Source organism: Exiguobacterium sp. SH0S7, from assembly GCF_004337195.1.
Lineage (GTDB): Bacteria > Bacillota > Bacilli > Exiguobacteriales > Exiguobacteriaceae > Exiguobacterium > Exiguobacterium aurantiacum_A.
The window spans coordinates 18,371-43,832 of the sequence record NZ_SJVA01000016.1 but is presented as its reverse complement, the minus strand read 5'-3'; the positions used below and the strand labels follow the sequence as shown (position 1 = coordinate 43,832).

At 51.5% G+C, this 25,462-nt stretch carries 26 protein-coding genes and 1 rRNA gene; 26 read left to right on the top strand and 1 reads right to left on the bottom strand.

Annotated features, from left to right (window positions below):
• The first annotated feature begins 11 nt into the window (after positions 1-11).
• The 10 genes from rrf to rsmI all read left to right on the top strand — a co-directional run bounded on the left by rrf (position 12) and on the right by rsmI (position 6,721).
• A 5S ribosomal RNA gene (gene rrf, locus EVJ22_RS14265) occupies positions 12-127 on the top strand.
• Between the two features lie 51 nt (positions 128-178).
• Positions 179-1,633, top strand: a complete 1,455-nt coding sequence (locus EVJ22_RS14260) for an aminotransferase class I/II-fold pyridoxal phosphate-dependent enzyme (protein WP_233589731.1) — start codon at positions 179-181, stop codon at positions 1,631-1,633.
• 2 nt (positions 1,634-1,635) lie between these two features.
• Positions 1,636-2,277, top strand: coding sequence for a dTMP kinase (tmk, locus tag EVJ22_RS14255; protein WP_131444166.1), 642 nt, complete (start codon positions 1,636-1,638; stop codon positions 2,275-2,277).
• The gene (locus EVJ22_RS14250) at positions 2,274-2,603 is read left to right on the top strand and encodes a cyclic-di-AMP receptor (protein ID WP_070329395.1); all 330 of its coding nucleotides are present in this window, start codon (positions 2,274-2,276) and stop codon (positions 2,601-2,603) included. Before tmk ends, EVJ22_RS14250 begins: the two co-directional genes overlap by 4 nt.
• Before the next feature lie 5 nt (positions 2,604-2,608).
• The gene (locus tag EVJ22_RS14245) at positions 2,609-3,613 is read left to right on the top strand and encodes a DNA polymerase III subunit delta' (protein WP_233589730.1); all 1,005 of its coding nucleotides are present in this window, start codon (positions 2,609-2,611) and stop codon (positions 3,611-3,613) included.
• A gap of 6 nt (positions 3,614-3,619) precedes the next feature.
• Complete coding sequence (locus tag EVJ22_RS14240; protein ID WP_070329394.1) at positions 3,620-4,450, top strand: PSP1 domain-containing protein; 831 nt, start codon at positions 3,620-3,622, stop codon at positions 4,448-4,450.
• Positions 4,451-4,473: 23 nt separating this feature from the next.
• On the top strand, positions 4,474-4,809 hold the full coding sequence (yabA, locus tag EVJ22_RS14235; protein WP_016510808.1) for a DNA replication initiation control protein YabA: 336 nt from the start codon (positions 4,474-4,476) through the stop codon (positions 4,807-4,809).
• Positions 4,810-4,874: 65 nt separating this feature from the next.
• Positions 4,875-5,609 carry a tRNA1(Val) (adenine(37)-N6)-methyltransferase gene (locus EVJ22_RS14230; protein ID WP_071398624.1) on the top strand — a complete coding sequence of 245 codons (735 nt, stop codon included), beginning with the start codon at positions 4,875-4,877 and terminating at the stop codon, positions 5,607-5,609.
• Complete coding sequence (locus tag EVJ22_RS14225; protein ID WP_016510809.1) at positions 5,602-5,880, top strand: GIY-YIG nuclease family protein; 279 nt, start codon at positions 5,602-5,604, stop codon at positions 5,878-5,880. The genes EVJ22_RS14230 and EVJ22_RS14225 overlap by 8 nt, the downstream gene beginning before the upstream one ends.
• Entirely contained in the window at positions 5,852-6,721 is an 870-nt protein-coding gene (rsmI, locus tag EVJ22_RS14220; RefSeq protein ID WP_070329392.1) for a 16S rRNA (cytidine(1402)-2'-O)-methyltransferase, read from the top strand. The genes EVJ22_RS14225 and rsmI overlap by 29 nt, the downstream gene beginning before the upstream one ends.
• 16 nt (positions 6,722-6,737) lie before the next feature.
• Here rsmI and EVJ22_RS14215 read toward each other — a convergent pair whose 3' ends face one another.
• Positions 6,738-7,031: a transition state genes transcriptional regulator AbrB gene (locus EVJ22_RS14215; RefSeq protein ID WP_070329391.1), complete on the bottom strand. Its 294-nt coding sequence runs from the start codon at positions 7,029-7,031 to the stop codon at positions 6,738-6,740.
• 330 nt (positions 7,032-7,361) lie between these two features.
• Between EVJ22_RS14215 and metG the strand changes: the two genes are divergently transcribed.
• The 16 genes from metG to EVJ22_RS14135 all read left to right on the top strand — a co-directional run bounded on the left by metG (position 7,362) and on the right by EVJ22_RS14135 (position 25,436).
• Complete coding sequence (gene metG / locus EVJ22_RS14210) at positions 7,362-9,320, top strand: methionine--tRNA ligase (protein ID WP_071398625.1); 1,959 nt, start codon at positions 7,362-7,364, stop codon at positions 9,318-9,320.
• Between the two features lie 53 nt (positions 9,321-9,373).
• Complete coding sequence (locus EVJ22_RS14205) at positions 9,374-10,141, top strand: TatD family hydrolase (RefSeq protein ID WP_131444165.1); 768 nt, start codon at positions 9,374-9,376, stop codon at positions 10,139-10,141.
• Positions 10,138-11,445, top strand: a complete 1,308-nt coding sequence (locus EVJ22_RS14200; RefSeq protein WP_131444164.1) for a 3D domain-containing protein — start codon at positions 10,138-10,140, stop codon at positions 11,443-11,445. Before EVJ22_RS14205 ends, EVJ22_RS14200 begins: the two co-directional genes overlap by 4 nt.
• Positions 11,438-11,998 (top strand): ribonuclease M5, encoded by a 561-nt coding sequence (rnmV, locus tag EVJ22_RS14195; protein WP_016510695.1) that lies wholly within the window; start codon positions 11,438-11,440, stop codon positions 11,996-11,998. Before EVJ22_RS14200 ends, rnmV begins: the two co-directional genes overlap by 8 nt.
• Positions 11,995-12,873, top strand: coding sequence for a 16S rRNA (adenine(1518)-N(6)/adenine(1519)-N(6))-dimethyltransferase RsmA (rsmA, locus tag EVJ22_RS14190; protein WP_071398628.1), 879 nt, complete (start codon positions 11,995-11,997; stop codon positions 12,871-12,873). The genes rnmV and rsmA overlap by 4 nt, the downstream gene beginning before the upstream one ends.
• Positions 12,874-12,956: 83 nt before the next feature.
• A complete protein-coding gene (locus EVJ22_RS14185) occupies positions 12,957-13,193 on the top strand; it encodes a Veg family protein (protein WP_070329386.1) in 237 nt (78 codons plus the stop codon).
• A 101-nt stretch (positions 13,194-13,294) separates the two neighbouring features.
• Positions 13,295-14,158, top strand: a complete 864-nt coding sequence (ispE, locus tag EVJ22_RS14180) for a 4-(cytidine 5'-diphospho)-2-C-methyl-D-erythritol kinase (protein ID WP_071398629.1) — start codon at positions 13,295-13,297, stop codon at positions 14,156-14,158.
• Between the two features lie 73 nt (positions 14,159-14,231).
• Positions 14,232-15,056 (top strand): pur operon repressor, encoded by an 825-nt coding sequence (gene purR / locus EVJ22_RS14175; RefSeq protein WP_071398630.1) that lies wholly within the window; start codon positions 14,232-14,234, stop codon positions 15,054-15,056.
• A gap of 137 nt (positions 15,057-15,193) precedes the next feature.
• Complete coding sequence (gene spoVG, locus EVJ22_RS14170) at positions 15,194-15,493, top strand: septation regulator SpoVG (protein WP_071398631.1); 300 nt, start codon at positions 15,194-15,196, stop codon at positions 15,491-15,493.
• 182 nt (positions 15,494-15,675) lie between these two features.
• Positions 15,676-17,031 (top strand): bifunctional UDP-N-acetylglucosamine diphosphorylase/glucosamine-1-phosphate N-acetyltransferase GlmU, encoded by a 1,356-nt coding sequence (glmU, locus tag EVJ22_RS14165; RefSeq protein WP_071398632.1) that lies wholly within the window; start codon positions 15,676-15,678, stop codon positions 17,029-17,031.
• 45 nt (positions 17,032-17,076) lie between these two features.
• A complete protein-coding gene (locus tag EVJ22_RS14160) occupies positions 17,077-18,033 on the top strand; it encodes a ribose-phosphate diphosphokinase (RefSeq protein WP_016509622.1) in 957 nt (318 codons plus the stop codon).
• A 55-nt stretch (positions 18,034-18,088) separates the two neighbouring features.
• On the top strand, positions 18,089-18,646 hold the full coding sequence (pth, locus tag EVJ22_RS14155) for an aminoacyl-tRNA hydrolase (protein WP_070329381.1): 558 nt from the start codon (positions 18,089-18,091) through the stop codon (positions 18,644-18,646).
• Positions 18,647-18,691: 45 nt separating this feature from the next.
• Positions 18,692-22,219, top strand: coding sequence for a transcription-repair coupling factor (gene mfd, locus EVJ22_RS14150; RefSeq protein ID WP_071398633.1), 3,528 nt, complete (start codon positions 18,692-18,694; stop codon positions 22,217-22,219).
• Positions 22,203-23,750 (top strand): polysaccharide biosynthesis protein, encoded by a 1,548-nt coding sequence (locus EVJ22_RS14145; protein WP_131444163.1) that lies wholly within the window; start codon positions 22,203-22,205, stop codon positions 23,748-23,750. The genes mfd and EVJ22_RS14145 overlap by 17 nt, the downstream gene beginning before the upstream one ends.
• 1 nt (position 23,751) lies before the next feature.
• Positions 23,752-25,167: a bifunctional methyltransferase/pyrophosphohydrolase YabN gene (yabN, locus tag EVJ22_RS14140; RefSeq protein WP_131444162.1), complete on the top strand. Its 1,416-nt coding sequence runs from the start codon at positions 23,752-23,754 to the stop codon at positions 25,165-25,167.
• Entirely contained in the window at positions 25,164-25,436 is a 273-nt protein-coding gene (locus EVJ22_RS14135) for an RNA-binding S4 domain-containing protein (RefSeq protein WP_070329377.1), read from the top strand. The genes yabN and EVJ22_RS14135 overlap by 4 nt, the downstream gene beginning before the upstream one ends.
• The last annotated feature ends 26 nt before the right edge of the window (positions 25,437-25,462 follow it).

Below are 25,462 nucleotides of genomic sequence, written 5' to 3'. Positions count from 1 at the left end.
CAATTCCCTTGTCTGGTGGCGATAGCGAAGCGGCCACACCCGTTCCCATGCCGAACACGGAAGTTAAGCGCTTCAGCGCCGAAAGTAGTTGGGGGTCTCCCCCTGTGAGGATAGGACGTTGCCAGGCCATATGAAGGACGACCAAGCACATGCTTGGTCGTCTCTTTTTGTATAATTTATGCGTACGGTGTCGGATAAGGAGGATTTTCACATGACTCGAAAGCCTAAAAATAATCCATTCACGTTTATGGAAATGCTTGAACAGCACGTTCGGGAAGGACGTGTGTCGTTTCATGTGCCAGGTCATCATAACGGGACCGTGACAGATGATAGCCTCCCGACAGCATTTAATAAAATCATGCCGTATGATTTAACCGAACTTGCACATCTGGATGACCTTCATCACGCTGAAGGGATTATCCAGCAAGGTGAAGAGGCTCTTGGGACCCTGTATCAAAGTAAGAGTAAGTGGTTAGTCAACGGATCGACCGTTGGCAACTGGAGCATGTTAGCTGCGACAGTCAAACGAGGTGAGCGGGTATACGTCCAGCGAAACTCACATAAATCAGTTTGGAACGCAATTGAATGGTTGGGCTTAGAGCCGATTTTATTAACTCCTGAACTAGAACGGGGCAGCGGTCTGCCGACGGTCGTTTCCCTTCGTACTGTCGAAGCGGCAGTTACGCAATATCCCGGAGGAAAAGCGTTACTGCTTACGTCCCCGACTTACTATGGGGATATGGCAGATGTACGGGCAATCAGTCGTTTTCTGCAGACGTTAACGATTCCCTTACTTGTAGACGAGGCGCATGGGGCACACTTGATTCATCCGAATCTTCCAAACCGCTCAGCGATTTTTGAAGGTGCGAGCGCTGTCGTCCAGTCCGCCCATAAGACACTCCCGGCATTCACGATGGGGGCCTGGATTCACTATAAGGAAGATATTAATGAATCGCGTTTGTTTCATGCGCTTTCTTCCTTCCAAACGTCTAGTCCGTCTTACTTGATTATGGCGTCTCTTGATCACGCTCGAGCTTATCTCGAAAATTTGAGTGACCGAGATTGGTCACTGATTCAAACGAGTCATTTAGCTTTTATTATGGAAATGAGACGTGCCGGTTTCACGATAAAAGTGGGCGACGATTTCACAAAAATGACGGTACTGACTTATCCGAAGAACGGTTTGATTTTTAGTAGACATCTATCTTCGATTGGAATTGATATTGAGCTTGCGGCCGAGGACCATGTGTTATTCTGTCTGCCGTTCCGGGAATTAAAAACGCAAGAGATCCATCATTGGGTGAAGCTGATTAAAAATGCTTCTCAGCATGTCCCGTTCATTGACGAGGATGAAACAATTTATCCGTTTCCGATGACGGAGCCTGTTTCGCGCCTTCATCTTATAAAAGAAGATACACACGTCGTGCGCCTTCCGTTCGATGAAGCGATCGGACGCGTTGCAGCTGAGACGATTATCCCTTATCCGCCAGGGATCCCTTGGATTTTAAAAGGTGAGACCGTGACGGATGAGAAAATTCGTGTGTTAAAAGAGTGGATTTCGTTGGGACGGAACCTCCAGGCGAACAGACATGTTATGATAAAACAAATTGATGTTATCGTAGAGGAGTTTTAAACGTGAAAGGTATGTTCATCACTGTCGAAGGTCCAGACGGGTCTGGAAAGACGACGCAGTTGCAATTGCTGGCTAACGCCTTGACTAAAAAAGGGTATGAGGTTGTTATGACACGAGAGCCAGGAGGAACGAAAGTCGGGAATAGCATCCGGGAAGTGCTATTGTCTCCAGAGCATGACGAAATGACACCACGCACCGAAATGATGCTGTATGCAGCGTCTCGTGCACAAAACGTGGATCAGGTGATTCGTCCGGCCATCGACCGGGGTGCCATCGTTGTTTGTGACCGGTTTGTCGATGCATCCATCGCGTACCAAGGGTATGGTCTTCAGTATGACTTAGAGCAAGTCGTGTCGCTCAATAAGTGGGCGACAGCTGGAGTCACACCCGATTTGACTTTCTTATTCGACTTAAGTCTAGAGCAGTCGAGTCATCGCATGAAAGAACGCGGGCAGTTAGATCGAATCGAGAGTCGGGACGAGGCGTTTCATCAACGCGTCTATGAAGGCTTCTTGACGTTACTTCAACAAAATCCTGGCCGAATGGTCCGAATCGACGCAAGCCAGACGATTGAACTCATCCAAGATGAAGTGTTCGATATCACGATAGAACGACTACACGAAAGAGGAGTGAACGAATTATGAAAATGGTAATCGCAATCGTACACGATAAAGACAGCGCGCGTTTGTCAGACGCTTTAATTGAAGAGGATTTTCGAGCGACGAAATTGGCTACGACCGGAGGCTTTTTGAAGGAAGGCAATACGACGTTCATGATCGGTGTCCCGAAAGAACGCCTTGACGATTTGCTAGGTTTGATCAAATCGAACTGCTCAAGCCGCGATCAAATGATTACGCCAATCTCGCCTATGGGTGGACATGCCGATTCATACATTCCGTATCCTGTTGAAGTCCAAGTTGGCGGAGCGACTATTTTCGTCTTGCCGATTGAAGGATTTCATCAGTTTTAATGGGAATGGTCACACATATGCGATTCCAAGAGTTGACTGAATCACAGAAAGTCGTAGCAAAAGTGATTGAGAATTCGATTGCCGCTCAAAAAATCGGACACGCCTACATTTTTTCGGGTGACTATGAACCTTATCTGATTGAAACGGCCCAATTATTTGCCAAGGCACTTTTTTGTGAAATGCCGAGCGGGGCTGAACCTTGTGGTGTTTGCCGAAACTGTAAACGGATGGATTCTGGCAATATCGTCGACTACATGGAAGTCGAACCGGACGGGGCCAGTATCAAAAAAGAACAAATCCAGCAGCTATTGAGCGACCTGTCATTACGGGGAGCCGAGGGCGATCGTCAAGTATATGTGATCCACCAAGCGCATAAGATGACGACGCAAGCAGCGAACAGTTTATTAAAGTTTTTTGAGGAACCCGGTGTCGGCAAACTCGCTATTTTGGTGACGACGCAACCTCAACTGCTTCTACCGACGATTCGTTCACGGGCACAACACTTAGTATTTCGCCCGATTGATCGGGTTCGCCTTGCTGAAAAACTGGCAGAAGAGATGCAATGCACGAACGATTTGGCACGTCTTGCCCTGACCGTCTATCCGAAATGGGACGATGCGCGCGAGGCACTTCACAACGACTGGTTTGTACAGGCGTACGGGCTAGTGGTACAATTAGTTGAAGTATTGACAAAACGGCCGCAAGAGTTGCTTTTGTTCGCCCAAGAAAAGTGGCTCGGTCACTTCAAAGGGCGCAATGAACTCCGAGTCGGCCTCGAACTGTTCGAAAGTTGGTTGGAGGAAGCTCTCCACTTCAAAGTTCGAACCGATTATGTCCCGGAACTGTTCACGAAAGAGCAGCCGTTATATACGGCTTTCGTAAATGATCGTCCGGTACACAAAATCGTCCATGCCATCGAATTCGTTCATGAAGCGATTCGACGGCTCGAGGCAAACGTCAATCCTCAATTAACGTTCGAACGGTTAACGTTCGATTTGCAGAAGGGATAGGAGAGCGTGCTTGAAGTAGTTGGAGTCCGTTTTAAAGAAGCGGGAAAAATCTATTACTTTTCACCAGGCGAAGCAACGCTTGAACGTGGAGACCATGTCATCGTCGAGACGGTGCGGGGAATCGAATACGGTGAAATCGTCCAAGTTGGTAAACAACTAGGTGAAGACGAAGTCGTCTTGCCGTTGAAAACGATCCTTCGTGTCGCCGATCAAAAAGATGCCGAAATCGTTCAAGACAACCGATTGGCAGCTGTTGACGCTCACGCCGTCTGTGAAGAAAAAATTCGCGAACATCGACTTGAGATGAAATTAGTAGATGTTGAGTATACATTTGATCGTAATAAAGTTATTTTTTATTTCACGGCTGAGGGGCGCGTTGATTTTCGCGAGCTTGTTAAAGACTTAGCGAGCGTGTTCCGGACACGGATCGAACTCCGACAAATCGGGGTGCGGGATGAAGCGAAGCTACTCAGTGGAATCGGTCCTTGTGGTCGAGTGCTGTGTTGTTCCTCGTTCTTAGGCGAGTTTGAACCGGTGTCCATCAAGATGGCCAAGGATCAAAACCTTTCCTTGAACCCTAACAAGATCTCCGGAGTATGCGGTCGTCTCATGTGTTGTCTCAAATATGAGAACGATACGTATGAAGAATTGAAACGAGACTTGCCAGACGTCGGGAAGCGAATCAAAATTCCAGAAGGTGATGGACGTGTCGTCGGTCTCAACATCTTGGATCAGTTGATTCAAGTCGAATTGAATGACCGGACTCGTGTTGTGACGTATACGATCGATGAACTCGTCGAAGTCGGTGCGGTCAAACGAAAACCGTTGAAACAGTGATGGGGTGCTGAGCAGTGGAGAGAATGGATAAAAAAGAAGTTATGATGCGGGTCGATGCCATTGAGCAACAGATGTACGTGTTGACGGAGCATTTAAGCGTGCTCAAAGAACAACTCGCCTATTTGCTTGAAGAAAACCAACATATGTATCTCGAGAACCATCACCTGCGTGAAAAGGTTGAGCAACTTGCAGAAGTCGAAACCCCTGATGGCGATCCGCAAATCGCTTTGTCCGGAAAAGGACAGAACAACTTGGCGGCGCTCTATCAGGAAGGGTTCCATATTTGCAACTTGCACTACGGACAAGTCAGAAAAGATGGCGATTGCCTCTTTTGTATGTCGATGTTAAATAAGCATTAATCGGGGGCGATAGACGGAGGAAATCTCTGTCCGTCGCCTCTGTTGTTATATAGGAGGGAAACAGCGTGACTGTAAAACAAGGGGAGCGCCTTGACGATTTGCTTGGACGCCCCGGTAAAATCATCCAAAGTGATGATGTCTTTTCATTCTCATTGGATGCGGTGCTACTCGCCGAATTCGTTTGGGTACCGATTCAACAAGGAAAGTTGGTCGATTTATGCGCTGGCACCGGCGCAATCCCGCTCTTTTTATCTTATCGGACGAAAGGGACGGTGACGGGCGTCGAGATTCAGCCCCGGCTCGTCGACATGGCGAATCGCAGCATTGAGGTGAACGGTCTCGAAGAGCGGCTTCACATCATCGAAGGAGACGTGAAAACGGCCGCCTCCATTCTCGGCCATGCCCGTTATGATGTTGTGACGTGTAACCCGCCTTACTTTCTGGCCAATGAGACGTCGCTTCGCAATCAAAATGAGCACCATACGATTGCTCGTCATGAAGTTCTCTGTACGCTCGAAGATTGCATTCGTTCGGCAAGTCAGCTTGTGAAGCCAGGCGGGAAAGTCGCGTTCGTCCATCGGCCGGAACGGTTGCTCGATATCGTCACGCTCATGCGGGCATACCGCATTGAGCCGAAGCGGATGCAGCTCGTCTACCCGAAGGCGGGACGAGATGCGAACACATTACTTATAGAGGGGTCTAAAGATGGAAAACCAGGACTCACGATCTTACCTCCGTTTATCGTTTATGAGGAAGATGATACGTATACGAAAACGATGCGAGACATCCTCGATGCGTAACTATTATGCGTATATTCTCGAATGCAGTGACCAAACCTACTATACCGGTTACACGACCGATATCGAAAAACGGGTCACTGTGCACAACGCCGGTAAAGGTGCGAAATATACAAGGGCGCGTCTTCCGGTCAGTCTTCGATACGTCAAGTCGTTCGAGACGAAACAGGAAGCGATGCGGTATGAATGGTCGATCAAACAATTGACCCGCGCTCAAAAACAGCAGCTGATGGAGGGGACGACCAATGAATTCACAGAAAAGTTATCAAACTGAGGGGCCGACGCTTTATGTCGTACCGACACCGATCGGCAACTTAGAGGACATGACGTACCGGGCCGTCCGCATCATGCGTGAAGTCGATTTGATTGCGGCCGAAGACACACGGCAAACGATGAAACTATGTCGTCATTTCGAGATCGAGACGAAATTGGTCAGCTATCATGAGCACAATAAGCAAGTGAGCGGACCCCGTTTAATTGAAGACATTCAAAACGGTAAGTCTGTCGCCGTCGTATCGGATGCGGGCATGCCTGGTATTTCAGATCCGGGGAGTGACCTCGTCCGACTCGCAATCGAGGCGAAGCTGCCAGTCGTCGTCTTGCCGGGTGCGAACGCGGCACTCACGGCACTCGTCGCATCTGGCCTTGCGACAGAACGGTTCTTATACTACGGGTTTTTACCTCGTAAAAAGAAAGAGCGGACCGAAGTGTTGGCTTCCCTTCAATATGAACCGGGTACACTCATCTTTTATGAGGCGCCGCATCGGTTAAAAGAGATGTTGACCGGGGTGAAGGACGTACTCGGTAATCGCGAAATCGTGCTCGGTCGAGAGTTGACGAAAACGTTCGAAGAGTTTTTAAGAGGCACGGTTGAAGAGGCGCTCGCATGGTGCGAGGGCGAGGTGCGTGGCGAATTCGTCGTCATGGTGAGCGGCTCTACAGAGTCGGCACCGACGAGCGACTGGTGGGAAGCGCTGTCGCCTTTAGAGCATGTCGACCGGTACATCGAAGACGGACTCAAACCGAACGCGGCCATTAAGCAAGTCGCGAAAGAGCGTGGCTTGGCACGAAGCGAAGTCTACGATGCGTATCATCAAGTCGACAAAAAAGAGTAAGCAAGGATTCCCTCGCTTACTCTTCGCTGTAGTAGTTCTCGAGCATGTTTTTCAACTCGACGAGAACGCGCTGTGCGCCTTCAGGTGAAAGGATGAGTTTTCCATCAGCCAACTTGAAGTTGTCGTCAGATACTTCGCCTGTCACTTGGCATGTCATGTTCGGTTTGTATTTTTTTAAGATGATTTGTTCGTTGTCGACGTAAATTTCGAGTGCGTCTTTTTCAGCGATACCGAGTGTCCGGCGCAATTCAATTGGAATAACGACGCGGCCGAGCTCGTCAACTTTCCGTACGATACCTGTAGATTTCATTTTATGTTTCCTCCTCCAATGATGTCGAAATCTCATGGTGACATGAATCGTCAAAATTCGACAATGTAGCTTCAGCAAAAAGCATACTAAACTTTCCAATTGCAGTCAACTGCTTACTATTGGAAATACACATTTTTCGAAAAATGACGATAAGGGAACGATATACACCTAAAATTCCCCGAAAGTTTGCACCTGAAACAAAGAAAGGGTTTTTTTGGAACATTTTTTATAAGCTAGTGACAAAATAATTCCAAACAATTGGTTTGGAATTTCTTTTATCGAACCGTGTATAATGGAAATTGCAAATGTCGAAAGGATGGAGAACATACTATGGCGAAGCCAACTTTTTATATCACGACTCCGATTTACTATCCGAGTGCGAAACTACACATTGGTCATGCCTATACGACGGTGGCCGGCGATGCGATCGCTCGCTATAAGCGTTTAAAAGGATTTGACGTCCGTTACTTGACTGGGACCGACGAGCATGGACAGAAGATTCAAGAAAAGGCCCAAGAAGCTGGCGTGACGCCACAAGCGTTTGTCGATGAAGTCGTCAAAGACATCCGTGTGCTTTGGGACAAGCTTGAGATCTCATATGACGATTACATCCGGACAACTGACGCCCGTCATAAAGCGGTCGTCGAGCACGTATTTGAGACACTGCTCAAAAATGATGATATTTACCTCGGTGAGTACGAAGGGTGGTACTCAATCCCGGACGAGACGTACTATACAGAATCACAACTCGTTGATGGGAAAAGTCCTGACAGCGGCCATCCGGTGGAACTCGTGCGCGAAGAGTGCTATTTCTTCCGCCTCAGCAAGTATGCGGACCGGTTGATCGAGTACTTCGAGTCACATCCGGATTTCATTTTACCGGAATCGCGTAAAACTGAAATGATCAACAACTTCTTGAAACCGGGACTGCAGGATTTGGCAGTCTCGCGGACGACGTTCGACTGGGGTGTACAAGTCCCGTCGAATCCGAAACACGTCGTATACGTCTGGGTCGACGCGCTCACGAACTATATCTCCGCGCTCGGCTACGGGACAGATAACGATGAATTGTTCAATCGTTACTGGCCGGCAGACGTACATTTGGTCGGGAAAGAAATCGTTCGTTTCCATACGATCATTTGGCCGGCGCTGCTCATGGCGCTTGACCTACCGCTACCGAAGCAAGTGTTCGCGCACGGCTGGTTGCTCATGAAAGACGGTAAGATGTCGAAGTCAAAAGGGAACGTCGTCGATCCGATTCCACTCATCGACCGCTACGGTCTTGATTCGCTTCGCTACTACTTGCTCCGTGAAGTCCCATTCGGTGCAGACGGCACGTTCACACCGGAAGCGTTCGTCGATCGCTTGAACTTTGATCTCGCGAACGACCTCGGGAATCTTCTCAACCGGACCGTTGCCATGATCAAGAAGTATTTCGATGGCAACGTACCGGCTTATGCGGGGAATGTGACGGCGTTCGATGCGGAACTTCTCCGTATGGTAAACGAAACGACGAATAAGACAGAAGAAGCGATGGAGCATATGGAATTCTCGGTCGCCCTCGCAAGCATTTGGCAACTCGTCAGCCGAGCCAATAAATATATCGATGAGACACAACCATGGGTGCTCGTAAAAGATGAGTCGAAGCGTGATGAGCTTGCATCTGTGATGACGCACCTCGCCGGCGTACTCCGCCATGTCGCGATCATGATTCAACCGTTCATGACACGGGCGCCGAAAGAAATGTTCCGTCAGCTCGGACTCGTTGACGAAGACATGTCATGGGAAGCGCTCGATACGTTCGCTGCCTTTGATGGGGCGGTCGTGACGGACGGAACGCCGATTTTCCCACGTCGAGACGTGAAAGAAGAAGTCGATGCGATTCAAGAGATGATGCGTCAAGCTTCGCAAGCGCGCATCGAAGCGGAAGCAACGCCGGCTGAAACTGAAGATGAGGACGTCCGTCCAGAAATCACGATCGATGTGTTCGACCAAGTTGAGTTTCGGGTCGGGCAAATCGTCGAAGCAGATAAGATCAAGAAAGCGAAAAAACTATTGAAGCTTCAAGTCGACCTTGGCGGCGAAACGCGACAAATCGTCTCGGGTATCGCCGAATGGTATGCGCCGGAAGACTTAGTCGGTAAAAAAGTGATCGTCGTCGCCAACTTGAAACCGGTCAAACTCCGCGGTGAACTGTCTCAAGGAATGATTTTAGCAGCCGATAAAGATGGTAAGTTAGAACTCGCCACCGTCTCAGAGAATATGCCGAACGGGGCCATCGTCAAATAATTTTGAGGGAGACTTCGGTCTCCCTCTCTTTGTCTAAAGAAGGAGGATTCATCATGTTGATTGATACGCACACCCATATTAACGCTGAGCAGTTCAATGAAGATGTCGAGGCGACAATCGAGCGTGCTCGCACTGCCGGCGTCTCGCCGATGCTCGTCGTCGGATTCGATACACCTACGATTGACCGTGCCATTGAGTTGGCTGAGGCGTATGAGGACGTCTACGCCATCGTCGGCTGGCATCCGGTCGACGCGATTGACTGCACCGAAGCTGAACTCGCCCGAATTGAAGCGCTTATGGCACATCCTAAAGTGATGGCACTCGGGGAAATCGGCCTCGATTACCATTGGGACAAGTCACCGAAAGATGTACAGCAGCTTGTGTTCCGTCAGCAAATCGCGATCGCGAAGCGGACGAACATGCCGATCGTCATCCACAACCGCGAAGCGACGGCGGACGTGCTCGATCTGCTAGAAGAAGAGCACGCGGAAGATGTCGGCGGCGTGTTTCATAGTTACAGCATGTCTGTCGAACTGCTCGAACGCTGTTTGAAGTTGAATTTTTATATCTCGCTCGGCGGACCGGTGACGTTCAAAAACGCCAAAGTGCCGAAGCAAGTGGCGCAGCAGGTACCGCTCGACCGTCTTCTTGTCGAGACAGATTGCCCCTATTTGACGCCGACACCGTTCCGCGGTAAACGGAACGAACCGGCATACGTCACTTACGTCGCTGAAGAGATTGCAGCGCTCCGCGGCATTCCTTACGAAGCACTCGCCGAGGCGACGACCGCCAACGCGAAACGGCTGTTCCGACTTCCATGATGATTAGACGTTTCGTCTTAAGTGTAGGCGTCATTGTCGTTGCCGTCTCCGCCTACGTGATGATGCAGCCGGAGAAGATTACGATTATCGATAACGGTGTCAAGATTGAGCACGATACACAGGCTGATTCGGTCATCGAAGTGCTCACCGAGGCCGGGATCACGATCGATGAGGCTGACTATGTGACGCCGGCACTCAGTGCAGACGTCCCGCCGGAGCGTGTCATTCATATCGAACGGGCCCAAACGGTGTCGCTCCAGATCGGTTACGGTCAAATGGAGACGATCGATACCCGTGAGCGGACCGTTGGTGATGTCCTGCTCCGATACGGTGTGAGCGTGCGAGAAGGTGATGATGTCTATCCGTCGGTCAGAACGCCGATCACGTCAGGCATGACGATTCGCTATCAGCCGGTCGTGGCGCTTGATTTGATCATAGGCGATGATGCGTCAAAAGTTTATACGATGGCATCGACCGTGGAAGAGGCGTTACGAGAAGCCCGAATTGAGATTTCAGATAAAGATACGGTCGTTCCGGCGCTCACGGCCGAAGTGCGTGATGGGATGACGATCACCGTCAACATGAGCCGAGACGTCGTTCAATATGAGAACCGCTTAATCCCGTTCGAGATCATTGAAGAAGAGGATGCGACACTTGCAGCCGGAACGACCGAAGTGTCACAAGTCGGCGTCCCTGGTCTAGAGCGGACGCGGTATGCACTGACAGTTGAAAATGGTACAATTACAAATCGGACCGAGACAGACGTCGAAATGGTGCAGACAGTGCGACCGCAAATCATTAAGGTCGGTACGAAAGTCGCAACCGAGCGCGAAGCCGAGTTTGAAGCAGCCGAAGCGCCGACTGAGACCGTTGACTCGACAAGTCCATTCCGCGAGGAAGCGGAAATCAAAATCGAGGAAACGCCTCGGGCCGACGATGTCCTTGACTTCACATCAGCCAAACAACTCCTCGTCGAGGCCACCGCCTATACGAACAATGCAGAAGACACCGTGACGTATGACGGCAGAGTACTGACGCGCAGCGGCTATGACGTGACGGATACGATCCTGTATGAAGGAATGCGAATCATTGCGGTCGACCCGGCCGTCATCCCGCTCGGAACCCGCGTCTATATCGAAGGGTTTGGCATGGCGATTGCTCTCGATACAGGCAGCGCGATCAAAGGCAATATTATCGATATCATGATGGATACGAAAGAGGAAGCGGTCACGTTTGGTCGTAAGCCACTGACGATTTGGGTGATCCCGAAGCAAGAAGAGAAAGAAGGAACTGACAATGCGTGAGAAAATACAAGAAGTGATCGTCGTCGAAGGACGCGATGATACGACCCGGCTTCAAGAAGTGTACGACGTCGACACGATTGAGACGAACGGTTCGGCCGTGTCAAAACAGACAATCGAACGGATCAAACGTGCCCAGGAGACTCGTGGTGTCATCATCTTGACCGACCCGGACTATCCTGGCGATCGGATCCGGGCCATCGTCGAAGAGCAAGTGAAGGGCTGTAAACACGCCTACCTCCCTCGGGCCGAGGCGAAAGACAAACGAGGGAAAATCGGCGTCGAACACGCGACACCTGCGACAATTCGTCGTGTGCTCGAGGCGGTTTATGAAACGCGAGTTGAGACGGACGAGCCGCTCGTCACGCGACAAATGGTGCTCGAGGCCGATTTGATCGGTGGGGCGGATGCCGCAACTCGTCGCAAGCGTCTTGGCGTCTTGCTCCGCATCGGGGAACCTAACGCCAAACAATTTGTGAAACGAGTCGAAGCGTTGCGCGTGACCATCGAGGAATGGGAGCGGGCACTCGCTCAGTTAGAGGAGGAAAATCATTGAAAGATATTGCAACGATTCATCGCACGAAAGCGATTTTACAACGTCACGGCTTCTCATTCAAAAAGTCGCTCGGACAAAACTTTTTAATCGACTTGAATATATTAAATAAAATCGTCGACGCCGCAGAACTAGGTGAAGCGAGCGGTGTGCTCGAAATCGGTCCGGGAATCGGCTCGTTGACGGAACAATCGGCCAAGCGGGCGCAAAAAGTAGTCGCGCTTGAAATCGATCAACGCCTTCTACCGATCCTTGAAGACACGATGGCGCCTTACCCGAACGTTCACGTCATTCATGGGGACGCGCTCGAGCTCGACATTCGCAGCATCGTGGAACGTGAGTTCTTGAGTGAGGGGATTGACGATATCGCGGTCGTCGCCAACTTGCCATATTATGTGACGACGCCGATTATCATGCGTTTGCTCGAGAGCCGGATCAAATTCCGTTCGCTCGTCATGATGATTCAAAAAGAAGTGGCTGAGCGCATCGGGGCGAAACCTGGCACGAAAGCGTACGGTTCTTTATCAATCGCGATCCAGTATTATGCGGAAGCGAGTGTAAGCTTTATCGTACCGAAAAGCGTGTTCATGCCGGCTCCAAACGTCGACTCGGCCGTGATCACGCTCAAGATGCGTCCGCGCCCGGCTGTCGATGTCGAAGACGAAGCCTTTTTCTTTGAAATCGCCCGCGCTAGTTTCGCGCAACGTCGAAAAACGATTTTGAACAACTTGACGAATCATCTCGGCAAAGATAAAAAAGTAGACCTTGAACGTCTCTTGAATGAAGCGGGAATCGACCCGAAACGGCGAGGCGAAACGCTTTCGCTTCAAGAGTTTGCACGCTTAGCAGACACAATTTTACCACTTAAAAATAGTTGACGACTGGATAGCGAGTCGCTATAATATTTATTCTTTATTTCTGTTTTAGAATATGCTATACTTGTAACAGTGAGGTGAAGCGTATGCCAAAGACGTTGCAAGAAATCAGACAAAAACTCGAATCACATGTTGGAGAACGATTGACGTTGAAAGCAAACGGCGGTCGTAAGAAAGTCGTTACTCGGTTTGGAACGCTCGTTGAGACGTATCCCGCGGTGTTCGTTGTCAAGTTGGATGAAGAGCATCACAACGTGGAACGTGTCTCTTATAGCTACGCTGATGTCCTAACGGATACAGTTAAAATTGAATTCAGTAATTGATCGATAAATGAGGGGCGGATGCATTGGCAGCTGCTTCTTTTTTTGTGCGTCCGTTTACGGTACAATGGCGAACAGGAGATACATTGGGAAGGGTGAACGATATGCGTACGATCAGTGTGAAAGCGCCGGCAAAAATCAATTTGACACTAGACGTCCTCGGGAAGCGGACGGACGGCTATCATGAAGTAGAAATGGTGATGACGACAGTGGACTTGTCCGACCGGCTCGAATTGACCGTACTCGATACGGATGAGATTCGAATCCAGTCTGAGCACGCCTATGTCCCGAGCGATCATCGGAACTTAGCTTACCGTGCGGCCGATTTGTTGCGGAAGCGGTTCGACATCGCAGAAGGAGTCGAAATCGTCCTCGATAAACAAATCCCGGTCGCAGCAGGGCTCGCCGGAGGATCGAGTGATGCGGCGGCGACGCTTCGGGGAATGAACGAACTGTTCGAGCTCGGTTTGACGCTCGAGGAGTTAGCAGAGCTCGGAGCCGCGGTCGGTTCAGACGTCTCGTTTTGTGTGATGGGTGGAACCGCGATCGCCCGGGGCCGCGGTGAGATATTAGAGACGATTCCGTCACCGCCGCCGTGCTATGTCGTGTTGGCGAAGCCGAAGCTCGGTGTATCGACGGCTGACGTGTATCGAGCCGTTCAGATGGAGAAAATCGTCCATCCAGATACTGCGGCGATGGTTAAAGCGATTCGTGAACGGGACTTTGACGGAATTTGTGCGAACCTCGGTAACGCGCTTGAAGGTGTCACGCTTGAACTGCATCCCGAAGTCCGTCAAATCAAAGAGACGATGCTGCATTGTGGTGCTGATGGCGTGTTGATGAGCGGCAGCGGCCCGACCGTATTCGCGCTCATAGAGCACGAGCAAAAAGCGCACCGCGTCTATAACGGACTGAAAGGATTTTGTCCGGAAGTGTTCGTCGTTCGGATTCTCGGCAAAAAACATTGAACAAAGACGAATGAAAGTGATATATTCTGTTTAGAACATTCGTCTATTATTGACAAAGTGAAGGGGAATCCGTATGAAAATTCGTAGAAGTGGTCGTCTCGTCGATATGACCCGTTATATGCTTGACCATCCACATCAGCTCGTCTCGTTATCGATGTTTTCGAGCCGCTATCAGTCTGCTAAATCATCGATCAGTGAAGATTTAGTCATCGTCAGTGAAATGCTCGCCCACGACGGTACCGGGAAATTGATTACCGTCCCAGGTGCGGCCGGGGGAGTCATGTTCATTCCAGGGTGGAGCAAAGACAAGTCGCTATCGATGATCGATAGCTTGTGCGATCAACTGTCGAAACCGGAGCGTCTGCTTCCGGGAGGCTATTTATACTTAACCGACGTGCTTGGTAATCCGCGTCAAGTGAAACCGATGGGACAAATCTTCGCCTCGGTGTTTGCGGACCGTAAAGTCGACGTCGTCATGACGATTGCGACAAAAGGGATCCCGCTCGCCTACGCGGTCGCTGAGCAATTAGGTGTTCCGTTCGTCATCGTCCGGTCCGACAGCCGTGTCACGGAAGGATCGACCGTCAGTATCAATTACGTTTCCGGCTCGTCAAAAGCGATCCGTACGATGGCACTCGCCCGTCGAAGCTTGCCACGAGGCGCAAACGTCTTGCTCATCGATGACTTTATGAAAGCAGGCGGGACGATCCGTGGGATGATGAGCCTGTTGAATGAGTTCGAGGCAAACCTCGCGGGTGTCGGTGTCTTGATGGAGGCCGAAGGTGCCGAGAAGAAAATGGTGAGTGAGTACGTCAGCTTGATGAAGTTGACGAACGTTGATGCAGATGAAGGACTCGTCACAATTTCACGCGGTAACGTCGAACAGTTCTTAAAGTGATTGGCAAAAATTTGATTTCGTTTTATGATGAGAGGGTATATCAGTCATAGAAGTCAAAAACGATTCGCTTGAATCACCTCAACCTTTTAGTGAAGGTACACCATGGGATAGACAACGAAGAAAAGGGGATGCGAAACATGCAGATCACAGACGTAAAAATTCGCAAAGTGACGACGGAAGGTAGGATGAAGGCACTCGCTTCAATCACGCTCGACCAAGAGTTTGTCGTGCATGACCTTCGAATCATCGAAGGAAGCGCTGGTCTCTTCGTCGCGATGCCGAGTAAACGAACGCCGGAAGGCATCTTCCGAGACATCGCTCACCCGATCAATGGAGATATGCGCCAAAAAGTCGAGGCGGCTGTGCTCGAAGCCTACGGCACGGTCGATGTTTCCACTTACGAAGCACAGGAATCATACAACGGTATAAACGAATAATGACTCGACAGCGGATGGGGACCCTTCCGCTGCCTTTTTGCGTTTGATTGGTTACGAATGGTTACAACGGTTGAAACCGCGTCACGGTTTCGATATAGTAGAAACGGTGTATTCAGGATTTAAATATAGAAAAACCGAACGTTTGAATAAAAACAGTCGATTAAGATAGGGGCGAATCAAGAATGGATCGTTTTGCAGTCATTTTGGCAGCAGGTAAAGGGACGCGTATGAAGTCTAAGCTCTATAAAGTGCTTCATCCGGTCCTTGGAAAACCGATGGTCGAACATGTCGTCGACCAACTCGACAAAATCGGGGTCAGTCGTCAAATCGTCATCGTCGGTCACGGGGCTGAAGCGGTACAAGAGACGCTAGGCTCACGCGTCGAGTACGCGGTCCAAGAACAGCAACTTGGAACGGGCCATGCGGTTCAAATGGCAGAAGCTGAGCTCGCTGGTAAATCAGGTGCGACGCTTGTCGTCTGTGGTGACACACCACTTCTCACAGCGGAAACGTTGGAGGCGCTCCTTGCCCATCATGAGGCGCAGCAAGCGAAAGTAACGGTACTGACGGCGATCGCTGACGATGCGACCGGTTATGGTCGCGTCATCCGTGGAGAAGACGGTAACGTGACGAAAGTCGTCGAACATAAAGACGCCTCTGCCGCAGAGCAAGCGATTCTTGAAATCAATACGGGAACTTACGTGTTTGACAACGAATTATTGTTTGATGCCCTCAAACAAGTCGGTAACGATAACGTCCAAGGTGAGTATTACTTGCCAGACGTCATCGCGATTGCGAAAGAAGCAGGCGAAGTTGTCGCGGCCCATACCGCGCCGACGTTCGGTGAGACGATCGGTGTCAATGATCGCGTCGCTCTCGCGCAGGCTGAAACGATCATGCGCAAACGGACGAATGAACGCCTTATGCGTGAAGGTGTGACCTTCATGGACCCTGCCTCGACATACATTTCGCCGGACGCCGTCATCGGATCAGATACGATCATCTACCCAGGTACAGTCATTCTTGGCAAGACGGTCATCGGTTCAGAGTGCGTGATCGGACCGAACTCGGATATCCGCAACAGTGTGATTGAAGACGGTGCGACCGTTCGTCAATCGGTACTCAGTGATAGCCGTGTCGGAAATCATGCGCAAGTTGGGCCGTTCGCCCATCTTCGTCAACAAGCAGTCCTTGGCGCCAATACGCGCGTCGGCAATTTCGTGGAAATCAAAAAATCAACGTTCGGGGACGGTGCGAAAGCATCGCATCTCAGCTATATCGGAGATGCCTCGATCGGTGAACGTGTCAATCTCGGATGTGGATCGATCACGGTCAACTATGATGGTAAGAATAAGTTTGAGACGGTCGTTGAAGCAGACGCGTTTGTCGGATGTAACGTCAACTTGATTGCCCCGGTAACAGTCGGGAAAGGTGCGATCGTCGCTGCCGGTTCAACGATTACAAACGATGTCCCTGAAGAAGCTCTCGCGATTGCGCGCGAGCGTCAAACGAACAAAGAAGGTTACACGAAACGCTAAGTTGCTGCCTATTACTATGGAAAACGATGGAGGAGAATCCTAAACATGTCTACTGTATATGAACGTGAAATTCGCCTATTTAGCTTAAACTCGAACCGCCCGTTAGCTGAAGAAATTGCCAAAGAAATCGGTGTCCCACTCAGCGACTGCCAAGTGAAGCGGTTTAGCGACGGAGAACTTTACATCAATATCGAGGAGAGCGTCCGAGGCGACGATGTGTACATCATCCAATCGACGAGCTCACCAGTGAATGAAACGCTCATGGAATTGCTCGTGATGATCGATGCGCTGAAACGGGCCTCGGTACGCACGATCAACGTCGTCATCCCATACTATGGTTACGCACGCCAAGACCGTAAAGCACGGTCGCGTGAGCCGATCACAGCGAAACTCGTTGCCGATCTGCTTACGGTAGCCGGAGCGACACGCGTCATCACAATGGACTTGCACGCCGCTCAAATCCAAGGTTTCTTCAATATTCCAGTAGACCAATTGTTAGGTGTCCCGCTCATCTCGACGTATTTCGAGACAGATGAGTTCAAAGCAAAAGATATCGTCGTCGTCTCACCAGATCACGGCGGTGTCACGCGCGCGCGGAAGCTCGCAGAACGTTTGAAAGCACCAATCGCCATCATCGACAAACGACGCCCGGAAGCGAACGTGGCCGAAGTCATGAACATCGTTGGCAGCGTTGAAGGCAAAACAGCCATCTTGATCGATGATATCATCGATACGGCCGGTACGATCACACTCGCAGCAGACGCAATCGTCCAAGCGGGAGCAAAAGAAGTATACGCTTCATGTACTCACCCGGTTCTGTCTGGCCCGGCAATGGAGCGAATCGACAACTCGTCAATCAAAGAACTCGTCGTCCTCAACACGATCGATTTGACTGGTCGCGAGTACTCGAGCAAAATCAAGCAGATGTCGGTTGCCCGTTTGCTTGGGGAAGCGATCATGCGTGTCCACGAGCACAAATCGGTGAGCACGCTGTTCGATTAAAAAAACGAGGCCCGAAGGCGTTCGCCTTTGGGCTTTTTTGTTCAGGAGGAACATGATGAAATGTATCGTCGGTCTCGGGAATCCGGGCAAGAAATATGGAATGACCCGTCATAATATCGGGTTTTTAGCAATTGATCGGTTAGCGGACAAGCACGGGATCACGCTTGACGAAGCCAAGTTTAAAGCAGTCATTGGAACGGGAAGAATCAATGGAGAGCGGGTCGTCCTCGTCAAACCGCTCACGTACATGAATCTATCAGGTGAAGCGGTCCGTCCGATTCTCGATTACTATAAAATCGATATCGACGATTTACTCGTCATCTATGATGATTTAGACATGGTCCCAGGCAAACTCCGCCTGCGTCCGAAAGGGAGTGCCGGTGGACATAATGGCATCAAGTCATTGATTCAGCACCTCGGGACGATGGATTTTAAACGGCTTAAGCTTGGCGTTGGACGTCCGCCGCACCCTATCAAAGTTGTTGATTGGGTACTGATGAGTTATCGAAAAGAAGATATGTCCGAATTGAACGATACGCTCGACCAAGCCGTGGCCGCCGCAACAGATTTTGTGGACACGGACTGGGTCGCGCTCATGAATCGATATAACTAAAGGGTCACAGCACCCTTTTTTGTCGTATAAGGTGGAGGAAAACAAATGAACGCTTTAGAGAGATTTATGGTGACACTGCCGGAGACGAACGTGATTCGAGACCGGTTGCCTAAAGTCGACCGTCAACTCGTCACGGGATTGACGACAAGTGCCAAAGCGCTCGTTTTGGCCGGATTGGCGAAACAGTCGACACGCCGTCTCGTTGTCGTCACCCATAACATGTACCAAGCCCAAAAGATGTTCGACCAGCTTGAGCCGCTTGTTGGACCGAGCAAGACGTTGCTCTATCCGATTGACGAGACGCTCGCCGGGGAACTGTCGCTCACATCTAGTCCCGAGCTCCTCGCCGCGCGAATCGAAGCCAGAACACGTCTCCTGACCGAAGAGGGAGGCGTCCTTGTCGTACCGCTCGGCGGCTTGCGTCGTTTCGTGCCGAGTCCGACCGATTGGCTGGCGAGTCACCGGACGATCAAACCCGGGCAAGAGCTTGATTTAAAGCCGTTTGCCTCAACACTGATTGAACTTGGTTACGAGCGGACGGCCACGGTGACGGCACCGGGTGAGTTTTCGGTTCGCGGCAGCATTCTTGACGTCTATCCGCTCACGGAAGCGAGACCGTATCGAATTGATTTGTTCGACACGGAAGTCGATTCCGTCTTCACGTTCGATGCGGAGACGCAACGGTCGTTAGGTGTCGTTTCGGAAGCGGTCATCACGCCGGCGACCGAGTTCGTCGCATCGGTCGAACAGTTGAAGAAAGCCGGACAAGCGCTCGAACGGCAATACGACCGGACGCTCGAGCTGATTGAAACCGAGACGATTCGACAAGCGCTTGAATCAGGTATCGCCCGCGACATCGAACAGTTCGGGCGCGGTGATGTACCGGAGAAGCTCGGGAAGTATACGCCGCTACTTTATACGTCGACGCTACTTGACTATGTGGGTGCCGATTCGGTCCTCATGTTGGACGAAGTCGCACGTATCGAGGACGCGGCGGACGTGCAAGACCGTGAAGAGGCCGAATGGTTCTCGTCACTGATCGAACGCGGGGAGTCGGTCAGCAACTATACCCTCGCCGTGCCGATGCACAAAGTGTTCCGAAACTTGAAACAAGTCGCGTTCTCGCTGCTACCATCACGGCGTTCGGGGATCCCGGAGACGAATACGGTCCATCTCAGTTGCCGCCCGCTCCCTGCCTTCCACGGACAGATGCACTTGTTAAAGCAAGAGGTCGAGCGGTGGCAACAAAGTGATCACCGGATCGTTTTCCTCGCCGGGGATCAAATGCGGGCAGACAAAGTCGTGGCGCTCCTGGAAGACTACGGGATCCCGTCCACGTTCACGAACGTTGACGGGGAGCTGTTGCCACGCCATGTCCACGTCATGATCGGACAGGTCGAAGGCGGATTCGAGTTATCGACGAGCCGCCTCGTCGTCGTCTCGGAAACGGAGCTGTTCAAGCGGGTCACGAAACGGAAACGGCAGACGAAGAATTTGACGAACGCCGAACGGATCAAGAGTTATCAAGAGCTGAAGCCGAATGATCATGTCGTTCATATCCATCACGGGATCGGAAAATACTTAGGGATCAAAACGATTGAAGTCGGCGGGATCCATCAAGACTACCTCCATCTCGTGTACGCCGGGGATGACGCGCTTTACGTGCCGGTCGATCAAATCGACCTCGTCCAAAAGTACGTCGGGGCCGAAGGGAAAGAGCCGAAGATTTATAAACTCGGTGGGACGGAATGGAAGAAGGTCAAATCAAAAGTCGCCAAGTCGGTCGAAGACATTGCCGACGAGTTGATCAAACTTTATGCAGCCCGAGAGGCATCGGTCGGCTTCGCCTTCCCGGCGGACGATGACGAGATGAGCCAGTTCGAATCGACCTTCCCGTACGCCGAGACGGAAGACCAAGTTCGATCGATTGCCGAGATCAAGGCGGATATGGAACGGTCACGCCCGATGGATCGCCTGCTTTGCGGCGACGTCGGATATGGCAAGACCGAAGTCGCGATCCGGGCGGCGTTCAAGTCGGTGCTCGCCGGCAAACAAGTCGCGTTCCTCGTGCCGACAACGGTGCTCGCGCAGCAACATTATGAGACGATGCTCGAACGGTTCAGTGAATTCCCGATCAACGTCTCGGTCATGAGCCGTTTCCGCTCGAAGAGTGAGCTGGCGGCGACGAAAAAAGGACTGAAAGAGGGAACGATCGACGTCGTCGTCGGGACGCACCGCGTGCTGTCGAAAGATGTGACGTTCGCCGATCTCGGCCTCGTCATCATCGATGAAGAACAGCGGTTCGGGGTCAAGCATAAAGAGCGCCTGAAACAGCTGAAGACGAACATCGACGTTTTGACGCTTACGGCGACACCGATTCCGCGGACGCTTCATATGTCGATGATCGGAATCCGTGATTTATCTGTCCTCGAGACACCGCCGGAGAACCGTTATCCGGTTCAGACGTACGTCATGGAATACGACGGCATCGTGTTGCGAGAAGCGCTCGAGCGCGAGCTCGCCCGTGGCGGCCAAGCGTTCTTCTTATATAACCGAGTCGAAGGGATCGAGCGGAAAGCCGAAGAGATTCGGGCGCTGTTGCCGGATGCCCGTATCGCGACGGCGCACGGCCGGATGACCGAGACCGAGCTTGAAAGTCAGCTCATCAGTTTTCTTGAAGGAGAAGCCGACGTCCTCGTCTCGACGACGATTATCGAGACCGGCATCGACATTCCGAACGTGAACACGCTCATCGTGCACGACGCTGATAAGATGGGGCTGTCGCAGCTGTATCAGCTTCGAGGACGTGTCGGCCGATCGAACCGGATCGCGTATGCGTACTTCACGTATCGGAAAGACAAGCGCTTGACCGAAGTTGCGGAGAGCCGCCTCCAAGCGATCAAAGAGTTCACCGAGCTCGGCAGCGGGTTTAAGATCGCGATGCGTGACTTATCGATTCGCGGGGCCGGCAACCTGCTCGGTGCCCAACAATCCGGGTTCATCGACTCGGTCGGGTTCGATCTGTATTCACAGATGCTGTCAGAAGCAATCGAAGAGCGGAAAGACCGCATGCGCGGTCAAGCGAAACAAGTCGTCTTCAAACCGGAAGTCACGTTCCAAGCGGATGCCTACATTCCGGACAATTACTTGTCGGACAGTGAACTGAAGATCGAGATGTATAAGCGTTTCAAATATGTCGATACACCAGAAGCATTGTTCGCGCTTCAAGACGAGCTGATCGAACGGTTCGGAGAATTCCCGGAACCAGTCGCGTTGCTCATCCAACTGACGCGTCTGCGCATTTACGGAGAGCTGGCGAAAGTGACACGGATCAAACAGTCACCAGAGCGGATCGACATCGTGTTATCGATGGAATCGACGACGGCACTCGATGTACCGTCGTTCATGGAATGGACGATGCCGCTCGGACGAAAACTCGGAGTCGGGCAAGACAACGGGGCGCTCAAACTGTCACTCAGCGGACGTATGCCGGTTGTCGAGCTGTTGAACGATGCCGACACGGTTCTTGAGGAACTCGTGAAGCGGTTGGTGGTCCATGCGGACGCCAAGTAAGTTCGCGACAGGCGTTGTCTTATTTGCGCTCGCAGGATACATTTCAAAATTTATTAGTTTTGCCTATCGGGTCCCGTATCAGAACATTGCCGGTGATTTTGGGTTATACGCTTACCAGACGGTATATCCGTTTGCGGCGATCGTCGCCTCGCTCGGAATTTACGCGATGCCGGTCGTGATTGCCAAAATCGGGGTCGGGGCACAAGGTCCAAGACAGAAGTTAGAAGTCCTATGGGGCAGTTTTTATGCGCTCCTCGGCCTCGCTGTCGGCCTCGTGGTCTCGATGTTCGCGCTTGCACCTTTTATCGCGCGCTTGCTCGGTGACCCCGAACTGGCGACGACGCTCCGGGTCATCAGTCTCAGCTACTTGTTGATGCCTGCGCTTGCGGTGCTACGCGGGTCGTTTCAGTCAATCGATGACTTGCGACCGAGCGCGCTGTCGCAGGTACTTGAAAACTTGATTCGGGTCGCGGTGTTGCTCGTCTCACTGCTCGTCGGTGTCCACTTCGGGCGTGACGCATATGAACTCAGTCGCTATGCCTATGCGGCGACGTTAGTCGGCGGGAGTGTCGCCGTCGTCGTCTTGTCGATTTGGGCGAAAGGGTTCCGAATCGTCGCAGTCCGTGCCACAACACTGCGTGCTGTACTGCGTGTTCTCTTGACGAGCGGGCTTGCTGTCGGATTTGCGTCGCTCGGTATTCTTTGGATGCAACTCGTCGATTCATTCACAATCGTCAATTTGATGGGCGGCGATTACTCGGCCAAAGTGAGTAAAGGCGTGTTCGACCGTGGCTATCCGCTCGTGCAGTTTGCGATTCTCTTCACGACGGCACTCGGGATGGCGAACGTGCCGAACTTAGTCCGCCATTACCGGGCCGGGCGACTCACGGCGACGGCAACGGGCCTCAGTTCGATGATTCGAGTGACGACCACGGTCGCAGCGGCTGCAACGATCGGGCTGATGGGCGTCATGTGGCCTTTGAACGTCGCGTTGTTTGAAAACGCTGACGGTACAAGAGCGCTTGTATTGTTGTCGACGAGTACGTTTGCGGCCTCGCTCGCGGTGGCGAGTATGACGTGCCTTCAAGCGATCGACAAAGAGCGGACAGCCGCCTTTGGTATGCTGTTTGCCATGATTGTAAAGTTTGCGATCAATTTGCTGCTCGTTCCGCGTTATGGGATTGACGGGGCGGCAGTCGGTACATCGCTCGCATTTTTAGCGATGGCGGCCTTTAATTTTAATCGGCTCGACCAGAACATTCCGCTCGGTACGTTTCGGTTGCACCATTACGGACTGCTCTTAAAGACCGTCCTACCTATGGGGATCGTCTTGCTCGGTTTGAACGCGTTAGCGTCTGAGTCACTATATAACCGCGTCAACGCACTCGGTTGGCTCGGTTTGATGGTCGTGTGCGGCGGCGTATTGTACGTCTGGCGAGCGGTCAGGGAACAGGTGCTGACGATCGAAGAATGGGAGATGATCCCGTTTGGAAATCGACTCATCAATTTGATTGATAAAAAGGAGACCTAATATGAGTTATGGAATTACCGTCGTCGGACTCGGCTCCGGCGAACTCGAGCAACTTCCGCTCGGGGTATATCGTCATTTGAAACAGCAACCGCTCGTCTGGTTGCGCACGAAAGAACATCCGGTCGTCAAAGAGCTCGAGGCGGAAGGAGTTCATTTTGAATCGTTCGACCACATTTACGAATCAAACGATACGTTTGAGGCCGTCTATAAACAAATCGTTGAGACGTTGCTCGACAAGAGCGACGAACTGGCGATCACATATGCGGTCCCGGGCCATCCGTTCGTCGCCGAGCGGACGGTCGAACTGCTCGTCGAACAAGGGGCGGACGTGACGTTCCTCGGCGGACAGAGCTTTTTGGACGCCATGTTTCAGGCGCTCCAGATTGATCCGATCAATGGGTTTCAACTGCTCGATGCGACCGCACTCGACGTTGAACGGCTCCAAGTCACGCAGCACGTGTTAATCGGTCAAGTGTACGACGGGTTTGTGGCCGGGGATGTGAAAGTACAATTGATGGAACGTTATCCGGACGAACATCTTGTCAAGCTCGTCACGGCGGCCGGAACAAAACGAGAGCGAATTTCCGAAGTTCCGCTCTACGAGATGGACCGGGTCGCTGAAGTCGACAATTTGACGACGCTCTATGTCCCGCCACTCACTGACGAGACGCACCTCGCGCGGGAGTTTGCGACGTTGACAGATATCATCGCGACACTCCGCGGTCCGAACGGCTGCCCATGGGACCGAAAACAGACGCACGCATCACTGCGGAAATATTTACTCGAAGAGGCGTATGAGTTGATCGAGGCGATCGACGAAGAGGACGATGATGCGATGATCGAAGAACTCGGAGACGTATTGCTCCAAGTCATGCTTCATGCGCAAATCGGGGCCGACGAAGGGTACTTTAACATTCGTGACGTGATCGGCGCGATCAGTACGAAAATGGTCCGTCGCCATCCGCACGTCTTCGGTGACGTGACGGTCGCAGACGCCGACGACGTGGTTTCGAACTGGAATGCGATTAAGCAAGACGAAAAAGGGGAAAATAAACATTCGCAGCTCGATGGTGTGCTCGTGACCCAACCGGGGTTAATGCGTGCCGAGCAACTCCAAAAGAAAGCGGCTCAAGTCGGGTTCGAGTGGGATGACGTAACCGGAGCGTTCGAGAAGCTCGAAGAAGAGTTACAAGAGTGGCGAGACCGTCCCGAAGACGAACAAGAACTAGGGGACGTACTGTTCTCAGTCGTCAACGTAGCCCGTTATTTCGGATTGAACGCGGAACAAGCACTTGAACGGACCAATCAAAAATTCAAGAGACGATTTGAATATATCGAAGCGAACGGATCGCTCAGCGACATGACGCTCGAACAGATGGATCGGCTTTGGGATGAAGCGAAGGAGAAGGGATTATGAGACTAGATAAATTTTTGAAAGTGTCGCGCTTGATCAAACGACGGACGTTAGCGAAGGAAGTGGCCGATCAAGGCCGTATCCGCTTGAATGGCCAAGTCGCCAAGGCCAGTACGGACGTCAAGGCCGGTGATGAGCTCCAAATCCGATTCGGGAATAAGCTGGTGACGGTCATTATCGATTCAATTGCCGAGCATGCCCGGAAAGAGGATGCGAAGGAAATGTACCGGTTGATCAAAGAAGAAAAGGTGAACAGTGGTACGGAAGCATAAAAAAAAGGTATACTGAACATAATAGG

Excerpts from the sequence above, each read along its gene's own strand:
- rnmV (WP_016510695.1), top strand. The coding sequence starts at position 11,438 with ATGCGTGAGAAAATACAAGAAGTGATCGTCGTCGAAGGACGCGATGAT.
- EVJ22_RS14135 (WP_070329377.1), top strand. The coding sequence starts at position 25,164 with ATGAGACTAGATAAATTTTTGAAAGTGTCGCGCTTGATCAAACGACGG.
- EVJ22_RS14215 (WP_070329391.1), bottom strand. The coding sequence starts at position 7,031 with ATGAAATCTACAGGTATCGTACGGAAAGTTGACGAGCTCGGCCGCGTC.
- pth (WP_070329381.1), top strand. The coding sequence starts at position 18,089 with ATGAAATGTATCGTCGGTCTCGGGAATCCGGGCAAGAAATATGGAATG.
- EVJ22_RS14250 (WP_070329395.1), top strand. The coding sequence starts at position 2,274 with ATGAAAATGGTAATCGCAATCGTACACGATAAAGACAGCGCGCGTTTG.
- EVJ22_RS14245 (WP_233589730.1), top strand. The coding sequence starts at position 2,609 with ATGGTCACACATATGCGATTCCAAGAGTTGACTGAATCACAGAAAGTC.
- ispE (WP_071398629.1), top strand. The coding sequence starts at position 13,295 with ATGCGTACGATCAGTGTGAAAGCGCCGGCAAAAATCAATTTGACACTA.
- EVJ22_RS14225 (WP_016510809.1), top strand. The coding sequence starts at position 5,602 with ATGCGTAACTATTATGCGTATATTCTCGAATGCAGTGACCAAACCTAC.
- spoVG (WP_071398631.1), top strand. The coding sequence starts at position 15,194 with ATGCAGATCACAGACGTAAAAATTCGCAAAGTGACGACGGAAGGTAGG.
- purR (WP_071398630.1), top strand. The coding sequence starts at position 14,232 with ATGAAAATTCGTAGAAGTGGTCGTCTCGTCGATATGACCCGTTATATG.
- yabN (WP_131444162.1), top strand. The coding sequence starts at position 23,752 with ATGAGTTATGGAATTACCGTCGTCGGACTCGGCTCCGGCGAACTCGAG.
- EVJ22_RS14160 (WP_016509622.1), top strand. The coding sequence starts at position 17,077 with ATGTCTACTGTATATGAACGTGAAATTCGCCTATTTAGCTTAAACTCG.
- mfd (WP_071398633.1), top strand. The coding sequence starts at position 18,692 with ATGAACGCTTTAGAGAGATTTATGGTGACACTGCCGGAGACGAACGTG.
- EVJ22_RS14200 (WP_131444164.1), top strand. The coding sequence starts at position 10,138 with ATGATGATTAGACGTTTCGTCTTAAGTGTAGGCGTCATTGTCGTTGCC.
- EVJ22_RS14205 (WP_131444165.1), top strand. The coding sequence starts at position 9,374 with ATGTTGATTGATACGCACACCCATATTAACGCTGAGCAGTTCAATGAA.
- EVJ22_RS14260 (WP_233589731.1), top strand. The coding sequence starts at position 179 with ATGCGTACGGTGTCGGATAAGGAGGATTTTCACATGACTCGAAAGCCT.
- rsmI (WP_070329392.1), top strand. The coding sequence starts at position 5,852 with ATGAATTCACAGAAAAGTTATCAAACTGAGGGGCCGACGCTTTATGTC.
- glmU (WP_071398632.1), top strand. The coding sequence starts at position 15,676 with ATGGATCGTTTTGCAGTCATTTTGGCAGCAGGTAAAGGGACGCGTATG.
- metG (WP_071398625.1), top strand. The coding sequence starts at position 7,362 with ATGGCGAAGCCAACTTTTTATATCACGACTCCGATTTACTATCCGAGT.
- yabA (WP_016510808.1), top strand. The coding sequence starts at position 4,474 with ATGGATAAAAAAGAAGTTATGATGCGGGTCGATGCCATTGAGCAACAG.
- EVJ22_RS14185 (WP_070329386.1), top strand. The coding sequence starts at position 12,957 with ATGCCAAAGACGTTGCAAGAAATCAGACAAAAACTCGAATCACATGTT.
- EVJ22_RS14145 (WP_131444163.1), top strand. The coding sequence starts at position 22,203 with ATGCGGACGCCAAGTAAGTTCGCGACAGGCGTTGTCTTATTTGCGCTC.